Source organism: Streptomyces sp. SID12501 (assembly GCF_010550245.1).
GTDB lineage: Bacteria > Actinomycetota > Actinomycetes > Streptomycetales > Streptomycetaceae > Streptomyces.
In genome coordinates this window covers 83,647-101,675 of record NZ_JAAGLU010000013.1, presented here as the reverse complement: position 1 = coordinate 101,675, position 18,029 = coordinate 83,647, and the positions used below count along the sequence as shown (strand labels likewise).

At 70.8% G+C, this 18,029-nt stretch carries 13 protein-coding genes and 1 pseudogene; 7 read left to right on the top strand and 7 right to left on the bottom strand.

All coding sequences use genetic code 11. From position 1 onward, the window contains the following. Positions 1-29: 29 nt before the first annotated feature. From fxsT to fxsA, 3 genes are all read right to left on the bottom strand, one after another. Entirely contained in the window at positions 30-3,998 is a 3,969-nt protein-coding gene (gene fxsT, locus G3I71_RS17415) for an FxSxx-COOH system tetratricopeptide repeat protein (protein ID WP_164315696.1), read from the bottom strand. Further along, on the bottom strand, positions 3,988-5,289 hold the full coding sequence (locus tag G3I71_RS17410; RefSeq protein WP_164315695.1) for a TIR-like protein FxsC: 1,302 nt from the start codon (positions 5,287-5,289) through the stop codon (positions 3,988-3,990). The genes fxsT and G3I71_RS17410 overlap by 11 nt, the downstream gene beginning before the upstream one ends. 161 nt (positions 5,290-5,450) lie before the next feature. Continuing rightward, the gene (gene fxsA / locus G3I71_RS51130; protein ID WP_343242985.1) at positions 5,451-5,579 is read right to left on the bottom strand and encodes an FxSxx-COOH cyclophane-containing RiPP peptide; all 129 of its coding nucleotides are present in this window, start codon (positions 5,577-5,579) and stop codon (positions 5,451-5,453) included. Between the two features lie 706 nt (positions 5,580-6,285). Between fxsA and G3I71_RS17400 the strand changes: the two genes are divergently transcribed. Further along, positions 6,286-8,445: a DEAD/DEAH box helicase gene (locus tag G3I71_RS17400; protein WP_343242984.1), complete on the top strand. Its 2,160-nt coding sequence runs from the start codon at positions 6,286-6,288 to the stop codon at positions 8,443-8,445. Between the two features lie 111 nt (positions 8,446-8,556). On the opposite strand, the pseudogene G3I71_RS17395 reads toward G3I71_RS17400, so the two are convergent. Continuing rightward, positions 8,557-9,699, bottom strand: a pseudogene (locus tag G3I71_RS17395) (glycoside hydrolase family 3 C-terminal domain-containing protein); the annotation flags it as partial. A 332-nt stretch (positions 9,700-10,031) separates the two neighbouring features. Between G3I71_RS17395 and G3I71_RS17390 the strand changes: the two are divergent. Beyond that, positions 10,032-11,444, top strand: a complete 1,413-nt coding sequence (locus G3I71_RS17390) for a DUF6351 family protein (protein ID WP_164315693.1) — start codon at positions 10,032-10,034, stop codon at positions 11,442-11,444. Positions 11,445-11,483: 39 nt separating this feature from the next. Here G3I71_RS17390 and G3I71_RS17385 read toward each other — a convergent pair whose 3' ends face one another. Beyond that, on the bottom strand, positions 11,484-12,032 hold the full coding sequence (locus G3I71_RS17385; RefSeq protein ID WP_164315692.1) for a hypothetical protein: 549 nt from the start codon (positions 12,030-12,032) through the stop codon (positions 11,484-11,486). 311 nt (positions 12,033-12,343) lie between these two features. After that, positions 12,344-12,637, bottom strand: a complete 294-nt coding sequence (locus G3I71_RS17380) for a hypothetical protein (RefSeq protein WP_164315691.1) — start codon at positions 12,635-12,637, stop codon at positions 12,344-12,346. A gap of 207 nt (positions 12,638-12,844) precedes the next feature. Between G3I71_RS17380 and G3I71_RS17375 the strand changes: the two genes are divergently transcribed. The 3 genes from G3I71_RS17375 to G3I71_RS17370 all read left to right on the top strand — a co-directional run bounded on the left by G3I71_RS17375 (position 12,845) and on the right by G3I71_RS17370 (position 14,386). Beyond that, a complete protein-coding gene (locus G3I71_RS17375; protein WP_164315690.1) occupies positions 12,845-13,075 on the top strand; it encodes a DUF5133 domain-containing protein in 231 nt (76 codons plus the stop codon). Positions 13,076-13,221: 146 nt separating this feature from the next. Then, the gene (locus tag G3I71_RS50355; protein ID WP_203730694.1) at positions 13,222-13,398 is read left to right on the top strand and encodes a hypothetical protein; all 177 of its coding nucleotides are present in this window, start codon (positions 13,222-13,224) and stop codon (positions 13,396-13,398) included. A gap of 151 nt (positions 13,399-13,549) precedes the next feature. Next, on the top strand, positions 13,550-14,386 hold the full coding sequence (locus G3I71_RS17370) for an oxidoreductase (protein WP_164315689.1): 837 nt from the start codon (positions 13,550-13,552) through the stop codon (positions 14,384-14,386). An 88-nt stretch (positions 14,387-14,474) separates the two neighbouring features. Here the strand turns inward: G3I71_RS17370 and G3I71_RS17365 are convergent, their stop codons facing one another. Continuing rightward, a complete protein-coding gene (locus G3I71_RS17365) occupies positions 14,475-15,590 on the bottom strand; it encodes a threonine synthase (RefSeq protein WP_164315688.1) in 1,116 nt (371 codons plus the stop codon). 149 nt (positions 15,591-15,739) lie between these two features. Between G3I71_RS17365 and G3I71_RS17360 the strand changes: the two genes are divergently transcribed. Beyond that, complete coding sequence (locus tag G3I71_RS17360) at positions 15,740-16,942, top strand: DUF4190 domain-containing protein (protein WP_164315687.1); 1,203 nt, start codon at positions 15,740-15,742, stop codon at positions 16,940-16,942. Positions 16,943-17,136: 194 nt separating this feature from the next. Further along, positions 17,137-17,889: a GntR family transcriptional regulator gene (locus tag G3I71_RS17355; protein ID WP_164315686.1), complete on the top strand. Its 753-nt coding sequence runs from the start codon at positions 17,137-17,139 to the stop codon at positions 17,887-17,889. Positions 17,890-18,029: the final 140 nt, after the last annotated feature.

Sequence of the window (18,029 nt, the reverse complement as noted above, 5' to 3'; positions counted from 1 at the left end):
TGGCTCTTGGGGCGAATGACGGCGCCTGATCAGGTGGTTGGCGGTTCGATGTCGGAGTCCAGCCGTTTTCCGGACAGTATTGTCCGGGTCGTGGGATGTGCCTCGCCCAGCTTGTCCCGGGCCCTTCGCGCGGCCTCCACCGCCAACCGCCCCGCCTCCTCGGTCTGTCCGATCGCGCCCAGGCTCAGACCCAGGTTGGCGGTGATGCTGATGGTGTCGTAGTGGTCGGGGCCCAGGATGTCGAGGAAGAACCGCCGCGCACGCCGGTCACACCCGGCCGCCTCCTCCAGTTCGCCGGCCAGGGCGAGGTCGTTCGCGTGATTGATCATGCAGCTGAGGCTGTACGGGTGACTCTCCCCGACGATCTGTGCCATCTGGTGCAGAGCCCTGTGGGACAACTCGCGTGCGGAGTCCGGACTGCCCGTCAACCGCCGGTAGACCGAGAGGTTGGTGGAACAGGCCAGAGTTACGGGATGTTCCGCGCCCAGGTAGGTGCTGTAGCGGTCCTTCGCCCGTTCGGCCAGCTGCCGTGCTCGCTCCGGCTCGCCGAGCGCCGCCAGATCGCAGGCGAGACCGACGGCCGCGGCGAGTGTGTCCGTGTGCTCGGTGCCGTGTGCCTCGACGTATCGGGAGTGGATGTCCTCGTCGATCTTTCTCGCCTGTTCGTAGTCTCCGCCCCGGCGCAGGGCCACGGCGAGGTTGCGGCGCGTCCTCAGCGTCTCCATGTGACCCTCGCCGAGGGTCTGCTCGTACAACTGGACGGTGGTGCGCAGCAGTTCCAGCGCTTCCCTCAGACTGCCCGTCTCGCGCAGGTCCCGGGCGTAGTTGCTGGCGAACAGCAGGGAGTAGAAGTTGTCCCGGCCGCGTGTCTCGCTCTGTTGCCGGTGGGCGTGTTCGTGGAGGGCCAGGGCCGCCCGGCGATCGCCCGCGAGGTACTCCGACATACCGAGATTGTTGGTGTACATGAGGGTGCGCGGGTGGTCGTCACCCAGTGTCCGCAGGGCCCCGTCGAGGGTATGGCGGTCGAGTTCCCTGGCCTCCAGATAGCGGCCCAGCGCGCGCAGGTCGGCGGCGACGTTCCCGGCGGCCGCGAGCGTGTGCGCGTAGTCCGGGCCCTTGGTGCGGTGGAATCGCTCGAAGGTGTCCTGGTCGGTCTCGTAGGCTTTTCCCAGCTGCCCTCTCGAGCGGCGGAGGTTGCCGAGCTGGATGCGCAGCATCAGGGTCTGCGGGTCGTCGGGGTGCCCGATGCCGCATTCCTCCCAGCGGTCCAGTGTGCTTTCCGCGAGCTCCTGGCCGTCGGTGTGCAGGCCGCGTTTCCACAGGTAGCGCACTGAGTCGGTGACCCACTTGCGCACCTCGGGGTCCGGACTCTCGGCGGCCAGGCTGGGCCGCAGATGGGGCAACAGTTCCGCATAGCGGTCCCAGTCCCCGGGTATGTCGGGGTCGCCCGGGTCGGCGTCGACCAGCGCCGCGTGCACCACATCGCGGGCCTGCGGTTTGCGTTCGTCGTCGACCTGTTCGCGGATGACGGCCTGCACCAGCCGGTGCACCGTGAGGGTCGCACTGCTCTGGTCGCTCTTGGCGAGGCCGAACCGGTTGATCGCACGCACCAGTTGGGCGACGGCCATCTCGTCGCGGGGCTCACCCGAGGGCAGGGTCAGCGCCTTGGTGACGGCTTTGCTGTACAGGAGCCGCAGGGGAATGGGGTCAGGTCCGAAGAAGGAGCAGATCTCCAGCATCTCGGCCGCCGCCTGGTTGACCCGGCGCAGTTCGTCCACCGCCAGATGCCAGGTCGCCGCGGCGGAGTGGGGATAGTCCCGTGCCGGCAACTGGGTGGTCTGCAACACCTCGGTGAGGCGGTCCTTGAGCAGCGCCAGATAGGTGGCCACCGGCATGCTGCTCTCGCTCAGCCAGACCGCGGCCTGGGCCACGGCCAGAGGCAGGTCGCCCAGTTCCCTGGCCACCTCCTCCGCGTCCGAGGCCGTGAGCCCGGTGTTGAGGCGGTGCAGCAGGTCGGTGCTCTCCTGACGCTGGAACACCTCGACCTCGACCAGCCCCGCGTCGTTCACCCAGGTCCGGTCGCGGGAACTGAGCAGGACGTGCCCGCCGGGCGGCCCGGTCGGGATGAACTCCGCAAGCTGTTCGGGGCGTCCGGCGTTGTCGTAGACCAGAAGCCAGCGGTCGAACGGCTCACCCCGTCGCAGCGCCCTCAGCACCGACTCCGCCGTGCTCGTCATGTCCTCGCCGACCTCCAGGCCGAGGCGCGGCGCGAGATCGGCGAGGGCCGGGCGGATCAGGCCGGGTTGCGCGGCGGTGACCCACCAGACCACGTCATAGGCCGCTTTGAATCGATGTGCATACTCTTGGGCGATCTGGGTCTTGCCTACCCCGCCGAGCCCGTAGAGGACCTGTGTCGTACTGCCGGAGGTGAAGCCGTTGCGCAGCCTCTCCAGCAGGTAGCCGCGGCCGGTGAACGAGACGTTCCTGGAGGGAACACGCTGGACCGTGGGGGACGTACCGGGAAACGGTGGTGCTGCTGTGCCGGTGACCGTCACGCCGCTGCCCGGGACGCGCGCGCGGCGGACCGGGCCGACGGCCGACAGCAACTGCGTCTCCGCCTCCTCGGGAGAGCAGTGGGTGAGGTCGGCGGCGAAGCGACCCCTGAAGGGGTCCCGGGCCGTGGGTTCGAACTCCTGGACGCGTACCGCCAGCAGCGCCCCCTTGGCGCTCTCGTGGCCTTTCAACTGGGTCCAGACGTCCTGGGTGCGCCGCTGCACCAGGTACTCGGGGGAGAGCAGGGCGAGCAGCCTTCCCCGTCCCTTCAGCACCGGGACGACCTCGGGCAGCGTCCCGGTGCCCGGTTCGGCGGTGCTGTGCAGCGAAACCTGGTATCCGGTGGCTTCCAGGCGGGCCGCGACCCATTCCGCCCACATGCGGTCGGCCGGTGCGTAGCTGACGTGGATGCGCGGCCACGACGTCCTGGGGTCGAGGTAGACGGCACGCATCCGCAGCCGTTCCTCCTCCGGATGGGGGACGAGGGCGCGCACCCGGCCGTCGGTGATCCATGCGGTGAGCCGCTCGAAGGCCGCGAGCAGGTTGCCCGGCTGGGAGGGCCGGTCCCGGACCGTGGACGGGATCTCGGCGTAGGCGTAGTACTTCTTGTAGGGAATCTCGACATCTCCCCAGTACTGGTCGTGCTCCGATTCGACCAGCCAGGAGAGGAACGGTCCGAACTCCGCGCGAGCCAGGTCGCGGCCCCATTCGAGCAGTTCCTGCTCGCCGTCCTCGACGCGCATGGGCACGGGGAGGATGCGCACGGGGTGGCGCACCTCCGCCGCCACGGACTGGGCGACATCCAGGCCGCCCTCGATGCTCTGGTGGTTCAGGACGAACCCGTCGACGAGGATGTCCGGCATCAGGGTGGTGCAGATCCCCGAGATGTCGCTGACGCCCGTGCGACTGTCGATGAGGACGTAGTCGTACGACGCCTTCATCTCCTCCCGCAGCGCCTGAAGGAACGAGCCGCCACCCAGACGCTCGTAGAACGCGCGCCAGTTGAAGCTCGTGACGTCCGCGGAGTACGAGGGGGACATCCGCCCCGCAGGCAGGAAGTCGAGCCGGCCGCCCGCCGGGAACCGCAGGTCCAGGCCGGTGGTGCGAGGGCCGAGCCGTGCGTGGGAACGCAGTTCCTCGTCACTCATCACGGTGGTCCCGGCGCCGGGTTCCAGCGGCCCGGGGCGCATCACCTGTCCGGCGAAGGAGTTCACCATGTTGATCAGGCCGTCGGTGTCCCGCAGCTTCGGATCGAGCAGGAAGGGGCGTAAGTAGCGGTGCAGTCCGGGGGCCTCCAGGTCCCAGTCCACCAGCAGCACCCTCTTGCCGTTGCTGGCCATGATCCAGCCGACGTTGACCAGGGCCATCGTGCGGCCTGTGCCACCTTTGTAGGAGTAGAAGGTGACAATCCTGCCGGTGTCCTGAGCCTCGGCCTCAGTGCTCATCGTCCTGATCCTTCTGCAGGGGCGTACGACCCGGCGGATCGGTCGGGTCGTCGGTGCGGGACGGTGGTGTGAACGGGACGCTGAGTCCCGGCATGGGCGGTGCCGACAGCCCGGCCGGCAGCCGGCGCGGGACGGCCTTCTCCATGAGCCGGTTCTGGGCGACGACCACCATCTGGGCCAGCCGGTCCTCGAACCGGTGTCTTTCGACCTGGACCTGGAACAGCGGATCGTAGGGATCGTTGCGTCGCATCCAGTTGCGTCTGAAGACCTGCTGAACGTCGGTCCACAGCTCCTCGTCGCCGGATTCCTCGTCCGTGTCGTGACACGGGACGAGCACTCCGGTGACGGGATGGTTCTGCCGGTCGTAGTCGGACAGCGGAGCGCGGTACTGGCTTTCCCGGGCGGCCCACGCATCGACCAGCAGTACGGACGTCTGGTTGTGGTGCATGGCCTCGTCGAGCTTCTCGCCGAGGCCGCCGTCGACGACCTCGAGGCTGCTCGTGCACCCCTCGTCTATGATCACGCGCTGAGCCCGGTAGGCCACGGTGGGGTGGACCGGAGGGTGGTACGGGGTCCAGTCGAGTGGTGAGGGCCCGTAGTACTCTCGCCGCTGTCGGCCCGTGGGCAGGGGGTCGGTGACGCCGGCGGCGATGAACACCCGGACGTGCCCCGTGGTACGCCCTCCCGGCCCCGCGGGCTCTCGTCCTTCGAAGGGGCTGCGCACGGTACGGAGGTCGAGGTCCTGCGCGCGGGGCAGCCGGAAGAGATCGGCGACGTGCCGCACCCGCTTCGCCACGAGTTCCAGGACGGCCCGGTAGGCCCGGCCCCCGGGAGCGGAACGCAGCAGCCCCATCAGACCCTGCTCCAGGTACTCCTGACCCATCGCCGGTTCGAAGTACTGGTACCTGCTGATCTCCGACGGCATCGCATGGTGCAGGGGGACCCACAGGACCGGTATGAGCGCCGGTACCTCTATGTCGGTCTGCTCGCGGTAGTTCAGCAGCCTGGATTCGAAGGCGGCCCATTCCTTGCCGCAGTAGAGACTGTTGACGTACGAGGGCGAGCACAGGGCCACCAAGGCCCGGCAGTGCCCGATCTCACTGCCGAGCGTGCTCTCCCAGTCCATGCCCAGGCCGATGCGTTCGACGTCGAGGAACGGCTGCTGTCCGCTGCAGTCCGCGCCCAGACGGTCCAGCTCCTCGACCAGGTCGTCGTAGAAACGGCCTACGAAGGCGCTGCCACGGTCGTCCCGACGCGCATAGCTGAGGAAGAAGTACGGCTCTCGCTCCAAAGCACCCCCCCGGCTGCCGTATTCGGCCGCAGGCGTTTCACCGCGCCTTTGAGCCGGGATATGTGCGTGGCAACGTGATACCCCGATGGGCCGGGGCTCAACTCACAGCGGGGGGACGGATCGTAGTTGGCCGAAAGGTGGCGAGAAGAGTTCCCGGCGTGTCAGAGAAGTGCCGAGGAAAACGCGGCGTAGCTCTCGCCCGACGGGAATCGCACATCGTGGAGCACCGACGCCAGCACGGTGTCCGGCAGATCTTCCAGCGCGTCCATGGGCAGGTCGGTGATGTCCACCAGGTCCGAAACGTACTCGGGACCGCTTGTCTCTCTCAGCACCTGCAGTGCCTCTCTACCCCGCACGCGCCGACTGATGGGGCGTGCTTGTTGTCCGGTGCCACGCCGGGGCACCGGGCGACGGGACAAGACTAGTGGCAGACCAGGTGTCACGAAGCCGGGAGGGGCTCAGTAACCAGGGAAAGTCGTGCCGTTCGTCAATGGTGATCGGTGACAGCGACCCGCCGCGGCAACCCCCACGTGAACTCCGCCGACGCCTCCCTCCGGACGAGCTGGAGGTCGAGCGGGGTGAACGGGCCGGCGGGGCGCTCGGCGGGCCGCCTGATGCTCCTCCAGCGGGACGACACGAGGGCGCCGGCTCATGAGCCCGACGTGGCCTGCGTGGAAGTCCCACAACCTTCATACGCGTGCGGCGCTGCGGGGTAGCGTTGGCCGCCTTGGGTCTTTCGTACCTCGCCGCGGCGCCTGTGCTCGGACGGTGCTGGGACGGCGCCGCGTTTCCGCAGTTCAGAGGCTTGTGGCAGAGTTCCGTTTCAACGTCCGAGGGCGGCTGACGATTCATCAGGAACCGTGCCCGATCCGCTTGTTGGCGGGTCGGGCACAGGTCTGAAGGGCCGCACGCGAATGTCCGGTCCTCGGGGTCGGAAGCGGGGGCCGTGACCGGCCGGGGCGACTTGCGGGCGAGGGCGGCAGAGGGGCGGGACGCGTGGGGCGGGGCGAGCGGGAGACGGTTGCGAGGGGAGCGCGGCTGTACGAGGCGGCGCAGGCCGTGGTCGGTGACCACGGGCGGGCCGTGGAGGCTGCGCGGGCGGCGCTGAAGTCGATCCACGACGCGGCGGTGAAGCGGGAGCTCGACGCCATCCCTGTCGTTCGGCTGCAGGACGTCACCGAAGGGCGGCTGCGGCTGGGGAGCGTCGAGAAGAGCGGGCTGCGCACGCTGGGCAGTGTTCTCGAAGCGGGACCGTACCGGTTGCGGCAGATTCCCGGTGTCGGGCAGCGCACCGTCGACCAGATGCTCGCCGCCGCCCGCCGGCTCTCCGAGGCCGTGCACCAGACCGTCGCCGTCCATATCGACGTGGACCGGCCGGAACCGAGCACCACCGCGCTCGTCACGGCCCTGCACGTGCTGGTGGAGGCCGGCCCGGACGCTCGCCGTGCGGTCGACAGGGCCGCCGTCCTGTCGGAACAGCTCGGTCCGTCGCTCGCCGACGCCAGGCCCGCCGCCGGACGGATCCGGATGTTCCTGGCGGGCCAGGAGAAGAAGGCTCGCGCGTCTGCGGCGGTCACCGAGATCCGGTCGCTGGCGGACGAGGCGGAACGGGCGGGCCTGCCCGGGCTGTTCGCCCAGGCATCGGTGGACCTGCTCCGGGGGCCTTCGTCCGACATCGCGGCCTGGGTGGACTTCGAACTCCGCTCCGCCGAGTACTACAGCCTGCTCGCCGAGATCTCCGGGCGGCTGCCGGACGCGGCCGCCGCCGAGGGTTTCCTGCCGGACGAGATCGCCGAGCGGGTACGGACCCAACACCTCGACGACGCCCACCGGCGGGTCTCCCTGCGCGGTTACCAGGCGTTCGGCGCGCGCTTCGCGCTCGCGCAACGCAAGGTGATCCTCGGCGACGAGATGGGCCTCGGGAAGACCATCCAGGCGATCGCCGTGCTGGCACACCTGGCCGCCGAGGGGCAGAGCCACTTCATGGTCGTCTGCCCGGCGAGTGTCCTGGTCAACTGGACACGGGAGGTCGAGGCCCGCAGCGCTCTGCGGGTCATGGTGCTCCACGGCCCCGATCGGCACTACGCGTTCGCCGACTGGAAGGGGCGGGGCGGGGTCGCGGTGACCACGTTCGACGCGCTGCGCGGGTTTCCCGTACCGGGCGGCGGAGAGGTCGGACTGCTCGTCGTCGACGAAGCGCACTTCGTGAAGAACCCGAAGGCCAAGCGGTCCCAGGTGGTCGCCTCGTGGACGGAGCGCTGCGGGCGCGCCCTGTTCATGACCGGAACCCCGATGGAGAACCGGGTCGTCGAGTTCCGCGACCTGGTCAGGATGCTCGACGCCGACGTCGCGGACTCCCTGGGCGAACGGGACGCGTTGGCCGGATCGGTCGCCTTCCGCAAGGCCGTGGCCCCGGTCTACCTGCGGCGCAACCAGGAGGACGTACTCACGGAACTCCCGAGTCTGCAGCAGACCGACGAGTGGGAGGAACTGAGCGCGTCGGACGAGGAGGCTTACCGCGAAGCCGTGCACGCCGGCAACTTCATGGCGATGCGCAGGGCCGCGTACCTGCGCCCCGGGAAGTCGGCGAAGCTGGAGCGGCTCCGGGAGATCGTTCAGGAGGCCGGCGAGAACGGGCAGAAGACAGTGGTCTTCTCCTATTTCAAGGACGTACTGGGAGTGGTGGAGGAAGCACTCGCGGCCGGAAAAGCCGACGGCACTCCGGTGTTCGGTCCCCTCACCGGAAGCGTCCCGGCCGGGCGGCGGCAGCGAACCGTCGACGACTTCGCCGGTGTCCCGGGCCCCGCGGTGCTCCTGGCACAGATCCAGGCGGCGGGCATCGGCCTCAACATGCAGGCTGCCTCCGTCGTCGTCATCTGCGAACCCCAGATCAAGCCGACCATCGAACACCAGGCGGTGGCGCGGGCCCACCGGATGGGGCAGGTCAGGCCGGTCAGCGTGCACCGTCTCCTCGCCACCGGCGGAGTGGACGAGCGCATGGTGAAGATGCTGGAGGCCAAGACGCGGCTGTTCGACGCGTACGCCCGTCGCAGCGCCGTCGCCGAAGCGACCCCGGACGCGATCGACGTGTCGGACTCCGAGCTGGCGCGCCGGATCGTCGAGGAGGAACAGGAGCGTCTGGGCATGACCGTGTGAGCAGCGGGAGCGTTGTTTCTGTGGTGACGGGAAGGGCCGGGCGAACAGGCCGGCCGTGCTCCGGCGGTGCGGAACGAGGCGGGCCTGCCACGTCGTGGCCGGAACCGGGGGTCAGCCGATGTGTGCCGGCGTGTCCAGGACCCGGTCGTGGCCTGCCCTGCGGACCGGGCCGGTGAGGCGGAGGGTGCCGGTGAGGCGGATGTCGGCGCTGGAGGCGCCGAGCATGACGGTGATGTCGCCGGGTTCGACGATGCGGTGCAGCTCGGGACCGGTGTAGGCGAGACGGTCGGTGTGGAGGCGGAAGGTGACCCGGCGCTGCTCGCCGGGGGCGAGCGGTACGCGCGTGAAGCCGGTCAACTGGGTCACCGGACGCGGGAGCCGGGCGACCGGGTCGGCGGTGTAGAGCTGGACGACCTCCGTGCCGGGGCGGTCGCCGGTGTTGCGGACCAGGCAGCTGATGTCGACCTCGCCGTCGGTGGGCACGTCGGCGGCGCTCAGTTCGAGACCTTCGTACGCGAAGGTCGTGTACGAGAGTCCGTGGCCGAAGGGGTAGGCGGGCGTCGGGTCGAGGTTGCTGACGCCCTCGGTGTTGCCGCCCAGAGGCGCGTGCAGATAGGTGCCAGGCTGGCCGCCCGGGGTCCGCGGGACCTGTACGGGCAGCTTGCCCGACGGGACGACGCGTCCGGAGAGGATGCCGGCCAGGGCGGGTCCGCCCTCCTCGCCGGGGAAGAACGCCTGGACGAGCGAGGCCGCCCGGCCGGTGTAGGCGCCGAGTGCGTAAGGGCGGCCGGAGACGACGAGCAGTACGACCGGGGTGCCGGTGGCGAGCAGCGCCTCGACCAACTCGCCCTGGACGCCGGGCAGGGAGAGGTCCTCGGCGTCGCAGCCCTCGCCGGAGGTGCCGAGACCGAAGAGGCCCGCGCGGTCGCCGACGACCGCGACGCAGACGTCCGCCTGCCGGGCCGCCGCCACCGCCGCGTCGATGCCGTCGCGGTCGGCGTCCTTGACGGGGCAGCCCTGCTCGTACGTGATCCGGGTCCCGGGAAACTCCGTGGCCAGGGCGTCCAGCAGCGAGCGGGTCTCGATGCCGGTGTCGTGGCCGGGGTGGTGGGGGAGGACGTGGTTGGGGAAGGAGTAGCAGCCGAAGAAGGCGTTCGGGTCGTCGGCGCAGGGGCCGACGAGGGCGATGGAGGCGGTGCCGGCGGGCAGGGGGAGGGTGCCGGAGCGGTTGTCGAGCAGGACGACGCGCTGCTTCGGCCGCCGCCAGCTGATCGGGGGCCTTACGGCGGGCTTCGGCAAGTAGAGGTCGCCGACGACGATCGGCTTCCCCGCGGCGCCGGGCGACGCTGCCTGCCCTGCCTGCCTCGCCGGCCCTCGGTGTCACCGGGGTCGGCGTCGTCGTACGCGAGACGATTCCGGGCCTCTCGGGCGAGTTCGGCACCGACTGGCCCACTCGCATCATTAATGTTGTGCATTATCTTGACGGTCGCAAGAAATAAGCCCTACATTCCTCCACGTCCTCGCTCAGTGCACTGAGCACCTGTCCGGTCCCGCTCCGTTAACCGCCCCCCACAAGGAGCCGCTCCATGCCCGCAGGCACCCGCACCCGCACCCGCCGCACCGGTTCGCGTATCGCCCTGGCCGTCCTGGCCACGCTGACCTCGGTTGCGCTCACCACCCTCCCCTCATCGGCGGCCCAGCCGGACGCGGCCGTCGCCGGTCACCTCACCGGCACCCTCGCCGACGGCGCGACCTGGATCGCCGACGTCCCCGACGACTGGAACGGCACCCTGGTGGTGTTCAGCCACGGTTTCAGCCCGCAGATCGCGCAGAACGCCCCCACCGAGGCCGTACGCGTCGAGTTGCTCGCCCAGGGCTATGCGCTGGCCGGGTCGTCGTACGATCCGAACGGCTCGATGTGGGCCCTGGAGAGTGCCGCACGGGACCAGTTCGCCACCATCGACGCCGTCACCGCGAAGATCGGCGAGCCGTCGCGCACGCTGTCCATGGGCATTTCGATGGGCGGGCTCGTCAACGCGCAGCTGGCCCGGGACGCCGACGGGCGTATCGACGGCGCGCTCGGCACGTGCGGCCTGGTCGCGGGCGCCACGGACCTCGACAACTATCAGCTGGACGCCGAGTACACGATCGCCCGTCTGTTGCTGCCCGAACAGGACGTGAAGCTCGTGCGGTTCGGCACCCCGGCCGAAGCCGCCGCCACCGCCGACCTGCTCACCAAGGCGGTCAACACCGCCCAGGCCACCCCGCAGGGCCGCGCCCGCGTCGCGATGGCCGCCGCCTTCCTCAACCTGCCCGCCTGGGCGCTGGGGAAGGACCGGCCCGCCCCGACCGACTGGGCGGACCAGCAGGAGCAGCAGTACGCGTGGTTCGCGCGGGGCATCCTGTCGTTCGTCGAGTTCGGCCGGTACGCCATCGAGCAGTCCGTCGGCGGCAACAACTCCTGGAACCGGGGCGTCGACTACGGCCGACTGCTCGCCGGTTCCGTACACGCCCCCCAGGTCCGCGCCCTGTACCGGGCGGCCGGCCTCGATCTGCGCGCCGACCTGCGCACGCTGACCGAGGGCGCCACGATCACCGCCGATCCGGCCGCCGTCCGTACGGCACAGCGAACGTCCTCCGCCGGTCAGGGACTTGAGGTGCCCCTGCTCGACATCCACACCACCGCCGACAACCTCGTGCCGGTGGAGCAGGAGACCCGCTTCGCCGCCCGGGTGCGCGCCTCGGGCGACGGTGCGCTGTTGCAGCAGGCCTACGTCGAGCGGCAGGGCCACTGCAACTTCACCACCGCCGAGATCGTGGCCGCCCTGCACGCCCTCGAACACCGCGTCGAAACCGGCCGCTGGGACGCCGTCGCCACTCCGGCCGAACTCCAGCGGTCCGCCACCGCGCTCGGCCTGGACGGGGCGGCGTACGTCCCGTACCGCCCGGCGCCGCTGACGGTCGGCCGCGACGCGTCGGCGCACGCGGCTCAGCGCTGACGGCTCAGCGTTGACGGCGTGGGCCGGGGCACCGATCGCTCAGGAGCTCGCCCCCTGGGCCGCGGTCAGTGCCTCGGCCCGGGGCTGGAAGGTCTCGTCGACCTGGCGCAGGCGCAACTGTTCCAGGATGTCCAGTTGCCGGTCGGCGCGGCCGAGAAGGCCGTCGAGGTGTACCGGGTCGAGGCGCGCGTCGGTGTCGGCAAGGCGGCGCAGCGTCCGCCAGACGGCGGCCTTCGCCTCCACGCCCAGCCGCAGCAGCTCCAGTTCCAGCATCGGGGCGAGCGGAGAACGCCGGACGATCCGCCCGTTGGGCTTGAGGCGACCCGCCCGCTCGGCCAGCCGACCCGCGACGATCTTGTATCGGCGTACGGGGATGTCGAGCGACCGCATGATCCGCAACAGGTCGGCACGGTCCTCGGCGATCTCGTCGGAGATCGGCCCCACGGCGTCCGCCAGCGCCGGGTCCCGCTCGGACTCGGACTCGGCCAGCGACCGGGACCGGTCCGTGCCGACGGTGGCTCCGGCGAGATGGTCGTTGAGGTAGATGCCGAGCAGATCCGTGTCCGTTCGGTTCGGGCGGTCGTACATGGGACCACTTCCCTCGGGATCGAAAGCACGCCGGCGTGACGTGCGACGTCCGCCGAGTACCCCGCGACGTCCGGTCACACTGCCCGGAATCGGGTCGCGGACAGCTGAGACGCCTCGCCGGTCGCGACTCCCTGGCTGCCCCCGGACCCCGGCGGACCCCGGCCGGACGTGCCCCCTCGAAAGATCCTGGCCGGCTGACGCCCTTCTCCTGCCCGCCGCGTCTGGTCCGTGGCGCCGGGATGGTCGGACGTGTCACGAATGTGGTGTCGGGACGGTCTGCGCCCGGGCTGGTGGGCCGTCGAGGGCATCGGTCAGGAGGGCGCGGGGGCTTCCCCGGCTGTGCGGCGGGCCGCCTCGTGGCGCGTCGTGGCGAGTGGTGCGAGGTCGTCCAGGAGGCGTTGGGTGTCCGCCGCCTTGAGGGACTGCACGGCGGCCTCGCGCTCCGGCCCGGCCTCGGTAATGTCGGCGCTCTCGGGAGAGGGATGCCGCCCGTGGCGCCGAACTCGGCGGGGTGCGGCGCGGACGGCCCACTTGTGGAGGGGCGTGTCGAGCCACTCCTCGGAGTGCCCCTGCGGGAGTGATCCACACGGACGGTCCGGCCTCACGACGAGTCACGTGAGCAGGTGCGTGATGACAGCACCTTGCCTGGCGGGGGCCTGTTTGAGCCGTGAGAGCCGGGGCACCTGGTTCGCAGGTGCTTGGGATCACAGGCCCACCGCGGGAGCGGTCGCTGAGCGGCCGGCCTCGGGTGCGCGCCGCCCGGAACGCTCCCGCAGCAACCCCCGCCCCGTCACTCGTCAGGGAGAGCTCTCATGTTGATGGCCCACCCCACCGTCCTCGCCGACCTGCTCGACCGGTACGAAACCCTTCGGGCCCGGCACGGCCAGGAGAACGACGCCCAGCTGCTCCAGCGGCTGAACGACGTCTCCTACACCCTGTGCGTCGCCACCGGCACCCGCGACGTCGCCGCCGCACTGACAGTCGCCCGCGACCAGCTCCAGGGCGCCCGAGCGGAGAGCCACCCGGTCGGAGCCGACGCCTGACGCGGAGCGCGAGGCGAGGGTCGGCCGGCGCCGGGCATGTTTCCCGCGGCCTGGGACGGGGACCCGGAGACACAACCGGGCAAACCGGTGTCAGAAGATCGACGTGGACCCCCAACGGGCCGGACGCAGAAGGAAGATGGAGCACCGTGAGTGCCAAAGCCAGGAAGACGAGGACCACTGTCCGCAGGGCCGAGACCGGCTGGGCGAGGGCCCGCCGACTGCGCGGACACGGCGTACGTACCTGGGTGCGGGCGACGTTCGACGGCGACGCCGGGGAGACCTGGCGAGGGGCCGAGGGGAACGTCGTCAGGGGCGAGGACTGACGCCGGACGGGGCCCGTTTCGGCCGGGTGGAGGCGTGCGACCCCTGTGGAAGCGGCTGTCCGTCTAGGCTGCTGCCGGAGCGTCTGAGCGGGTTGGCGCAGTGAGCGGACAGTGGTCTACGGACAGTGGTTTAGGGGAGGGGGCTGACCTCATGAGCAGGGTCTGGTTCATCACCGGTGCGAGCAGTGGCTTCGGGCGGGCCGTCGCCGAGGCGGCGGTCGCCGCGGGAGACGTGGTCGTCGGTGCCGCACGACGGACGGGCGCCCTGGACGGTTTCGTGGCCGCCCACCCCAAACAGGTCCAGGCGCTGCGCCTGGACGTCACCGACCTGGCCGCGGTCAGGACCGCCGTGGAGGATGTCGTCGCGTGGCACGGGCGGATCGACGTGCTCGTCAACAACGCGGGGCGTACGCACGTCGGTGCCGTCGAGGAGACGACCGACGCCGAACTGCGCAGCCTGTTCGACCTACATGTGTTCGGGCCCGCCGCGCTCGTGCGGGCCGTGCTGCCGCACATGCGGCAGCGGGGCTCGGGCGCGATCGTGCAGATGAGCAGCCTGGGCGGGCAGATCTCCGCGCCGGGCTTCGGGGCCTACAGCGCGACGAAGTTCGCCCTGGAGGGCATGTCCGAGGCGCTCGCGGCGGAGGTCCGGCAGTACGGGATCAAGGTACTGATCGTCGAACCGGGGGCCTTCAGGACCGAGTTGTTCGACAGCGGCCGTGCAAGCGTCAGCCGGGATCTGGGCGTCTACGTCCGCACGGTCGGCGCGACCCGCCGGATGGTCACCGAGGGCGACGGCGTCCAGCCCGGCGACCCGGCGAAGGCGGCGGCCCTGATCCTCGCCGCCCTCGACGCCCAGGACACACCGCTGCGGCTGCCCCTCGGCGACGACGCGGTCACCGGCGTACTCGGCCGTCTCGAGCAGGTACGGGGCGATGTCGCCGGCTGGGAGAAGCGCGCGCGGGCGACGGGGTTCGACGGCGCCTGAGGCCGGTTGAACCGGACGCCGGGCCGGATCTCGGGCCGGCGTCGGATCGGACGCAGAGCCGGACGTCGGGCCGGACGCCGAGTCGGCGTCAGACCGGCGGCGCCAGGCCTGTCTTGAGTCCCGCCCCGCACAACGGCACCACCGCCGTTCGGGCCCCGAGCGCGCCCTCCCGTACCGCCGCCCAGCAGGCCACGCCGGTCGACTCCACGTACAGCCCCTGGGACGCCAAGTCCCTTTGCGCGTGCCGGATCTGATCCTCCGTCACCGTCAGGAACGTGCCGCCCGAGTCGCGTACCGCGCGCAGGATCTGGCGGGCCCGGGGCGGGCTGGGAATCGCGATGCCCTCCGCGAGGGTGGGTGACATCGGGGGCGGGGCGATGCCGGTCAGGTCGAGTGCGCCCTCCGTCCAGGCGTGCGCCAGCGGGGCGACCGCCGCTGCCTGTACGGCGTACAGCGCGGGGCGCCGGTCGATGAGGCCCGCCGAGTGCAGTTCGGCGACGGCCAGTGCCGCGCCCAGCAGCAGGGTGCCGTTGCCGACCGGCACGACGATGACGTCCGGGAGCCGGCCTCCCATGTCCTCCCACAGCTCGTGGACGTACGTCTTCGTGCCGTGCAGGAAATACGGGTTGTAGACGTGGGAGGCGTAGAACGTGCCCGGGGCGTCCGCCGCCTCGCGGGCCGCAGCCGCCGCGGCCTCCCGGTCGCCTTCGATCACCCGCACCCTCGCGCCGTGCGCCTCGATCTGCTCCAGCTTCTTCGCGGAGGTGCCCTCGGGGACGTACACCGTGCAGGGCAGCCGGGCGCGGGCACAGTACGCGGCGATGGCCGTACCCGCGTTGCCGCTGCTGTCGGCGACGACCTGAGCCGGGTTCAGACGCAGAGCGAGTTCGGCCAGGAGCACGGCGCCCCGGTCCTTGAAGGAGAGCGTCGGCATCAGGAAGTCGAGCTTGGCCGAGATGCCGTCGCGCAGTTCCACGAGGGGGGTGCGGCCCTCGCCGAGGCTTGTGGCGGGGGTGGGGAGGGGGAGCGTCTCCGCGTAGCGCCAGAGGGAGTTGACCCTGCCGGTGAGGGACTTGAGGGGCGCCGGGGTGGGTGCGAAGTCGAGGTCGAGGGGGCCTCGGCAGAGGGGGCAGCACCAGGTGAGGGTGCCTCCGGGGACGCGGGTGCCGTCCGCGGGGCAGTAACAGTCCGGCAGTGGGGTCATGTACGCAGAGTAGTTGCGTACGAGGGTTTCCACCCAGCTGCCTGCTCAGCCCCCAGGGGGCGGGAGGTAGGGGCGCCGGGGGCGAAACTCCCTTACCATGCGCGAAGTCGCACGCCAGTTCACATCACCCGACGAGGAGCCCGGCACTCGTGGCCATACCACCGCCCCCCGGACCCGACCAGCCACCGTCGCCGTCGCCGTACCCCTCGTATCCGGGCCAACCCCAGCAGTACCCCCAGGGCCCTTACGCCCCCTGGCCCCAGGGCTACTCCCCGTACAACCGCCCGACCCCCGTCAACGGCGTAGCCATCGCCTCGCTCGTGCTCGGCATCCTCTGCTTCCTGCCCGCCCTCGGCCTCATCCTCGGGATCGTCGCACTCGTGGAGATCCGGAAGAAGGGCGAGCGCGGGAAGGGCATGGCGATCGCCGGATCCGTGCTGTCGGCCGTCGGTCTCGCGCTGTGGGCCCTGCTGCTCGGCACCGGCGGCCTCTCCGAGGCCTGGGACGGCTTCAAGGACGCCGCCAAGGAGAACAACAGCAGCTTCTCCCTCGTCAAGGGCGACTGCTTCGACTCGCCGGACGGTTCCCTGGAGGGCTTCACCTACGACGTCGACAAGGTCCCCTGCGCCGGTGAGCACGACGGCGAGGTGTTCGCCGCCTTCAAGCTGCCGGCCGGTGCCTACCCGGGCGACGACCGCGTCACCGAGGCCGCCGACGACAAGTGCTACGCCCTTGAGGACCAGTACGCGATGGACGCCTGGGCCCTGCCCGACGAAGCCGACGTCTACTACCTCACCCCCACCAGCCAGAGCTGGCGCCTCGGCGACCGCGAGGTCACCTGCGTCTTCGGCAGCGTCGACCCGTACGGCACCCTCACCGGCTCATTGCGCAAGGACGAGACGACGCTCGACCCCGACCAGCTCGCGTACCTGAAGGCGGCCCACGTCCTCAACGCGGCGATGGACACGGCGCCCGACGAGGAGTACGTCGACGACGACCTGCCCGGGTACAGGGCCTGGGCGGGGCGGGTGACGGACGCGCTCGACGAGCAGACGCGCCTGCTCACCGAACACCGGTTCGACGCCGCCGCCTCGCCCGGTGTCGCCGCCGTCGTGAAGGACCTGCGCGGTGCGCGCCAGGAGTGGGCGAAGGCTGCCGAGGCCACCGACGTCGACACCTTCTACGACCACTACGACGCCGGCAGCGCGCTGCTCGACGCCGACCGTACCGTCGCCCCGCGCAAGGCTCTGGGGCTCGCGACGACCCCACCCCCGTACGACCTGGAGGGCGGCAGCGGCGGGGGCGCCGGGGATACCGGGGGCGCCGGGGGAGGGGACCGTATCGAGGCGTGAACGAGGGTGTGACGGCTGCCGGAACGGGGAGAACCTGCCTGCGTCGCACGTGCGCCCGTGCCTGCTGTCCTGCCCGCGCAATGGCCTCCGGCCACGCAAGTCATCACATCGAGTGATTCTCTGGCCTTTGCTTGCATGTCACAACCCATGGTTGCCACGCTGTTGCTGTCTGTACAACCTGATGGGAGCGGCCCGTGACATTCGGTGAACAGCCGGCCTACCTGCGTGTAGCGGGTGATCTACGAAACAAGATCGTCGACGGTTCACTGCCACCGCACACCCGCCTCCCCTCCCAGGCCAGGATCAGGGAGGAGTACGGCGTTTCGGACACGGTCGCGCTGGAGGCTCGCAAGGTGCTGATGGCCGAGGGCCTCGTCGAGGGCCGCTCCGGTTCGGGCACGTATGTGCGTGAGCGGCCCGTGCCGCGCCGGATCGCCCGTTCCGGCTTCCGTCCGGACGGCGGCGCGACACCGTTCCGCCAGGAGCAGTCCGACGCGGAGGCGCGCGGCACCTGGGAGTCCAGCAGCGCGCAGGCCGGTGCGAGCGGCGCCATCGCCGAGCGGCTCTCCCTCCTGCCCGGCGACCGTGTGATGCGCACGAAGTACGTCTTCCGGGACGCCGGCGAGGTGATGATGCTGTCCACCTCCTACGAGCCCCTCGCCGTCACCGGCCGTACGCCGGTGATGCTGCCCGAGGAGGGTCCGCTCGGCGGGATGGGCGTCGTCGAGCGCATGGCGGCCATCGACGTGATCGTGGACAACGTCACGGAGGAGGTCGGCGCCCGCCCCGGCCTCGCCGAGGAACTGCAGGCCCTCGGCGGTGTCCCCGGGCATGTGGTGCTCGTCGTGCAGCGCACGTACTACGCCTCGGGGCGCCCGGTCGAGACGGCCGACATCGTGATCTCCGCGGACCGCTACCAGGTGGCGTACCACCTGCCGGTGAAGTAGCCCCGCCGCCCCTGGATTCAGTGAAGTAGCCCACATCCAGGGGCGGTTGACCTCCCGAACGCTCCCCCTTCATCGCTGCCCCGCCAACCGCCGCCTTCCGCATGGCCGTTGGATTCTGGCCGTTTTCGCAGGTCGCCCCG

Bases quoted from the DNA above. Each gene is read 5' to 3' on its own strand.
- G3I71_RS17365 (WP_164315688.1), bottom strand. From the start codon at position 15,590: ATGACCCCACTGCCGGACTGTTACTGCCCCGCGGACGGCACCCGCGTC.
- G3I71_RS17390 (WP_164315693.1), top strand. From the start codon at position 10,032: ATGCCCGCAGGCACCCGCACCCGCACCCGCCGCACCGGTTCGCGTATC.
- fxsT (WP_164315696.1), bottom strand. From the start codon at position 3,998: ATGAGCACTGAGGCCGAGGCTCAGGACACCGGCAGGATTGTCACCTTC.
- G3I71_RS17375 (WP_164315690.1), top strand. From the start codon at position 12,845: ATGTTGATGGCCCACCCCACCGTCCTCGCCGACCTGCTCGACCGGTAC.
- G3I71_RS17385 (WP_164315692.1), bottom strand. From the start codon at position 12,032: ATGTACGACCGCCCGAACCGAACGGACACGGATCTGCTCGGCATCTAC.
- G3I71_RS17370 (WP_164315689.1), top strand. From the start codon at position 13,550: ATGAGCAGGGTCTGGTTCATCACCGGTGCGAGCAGTGGCTTCGGGCGG.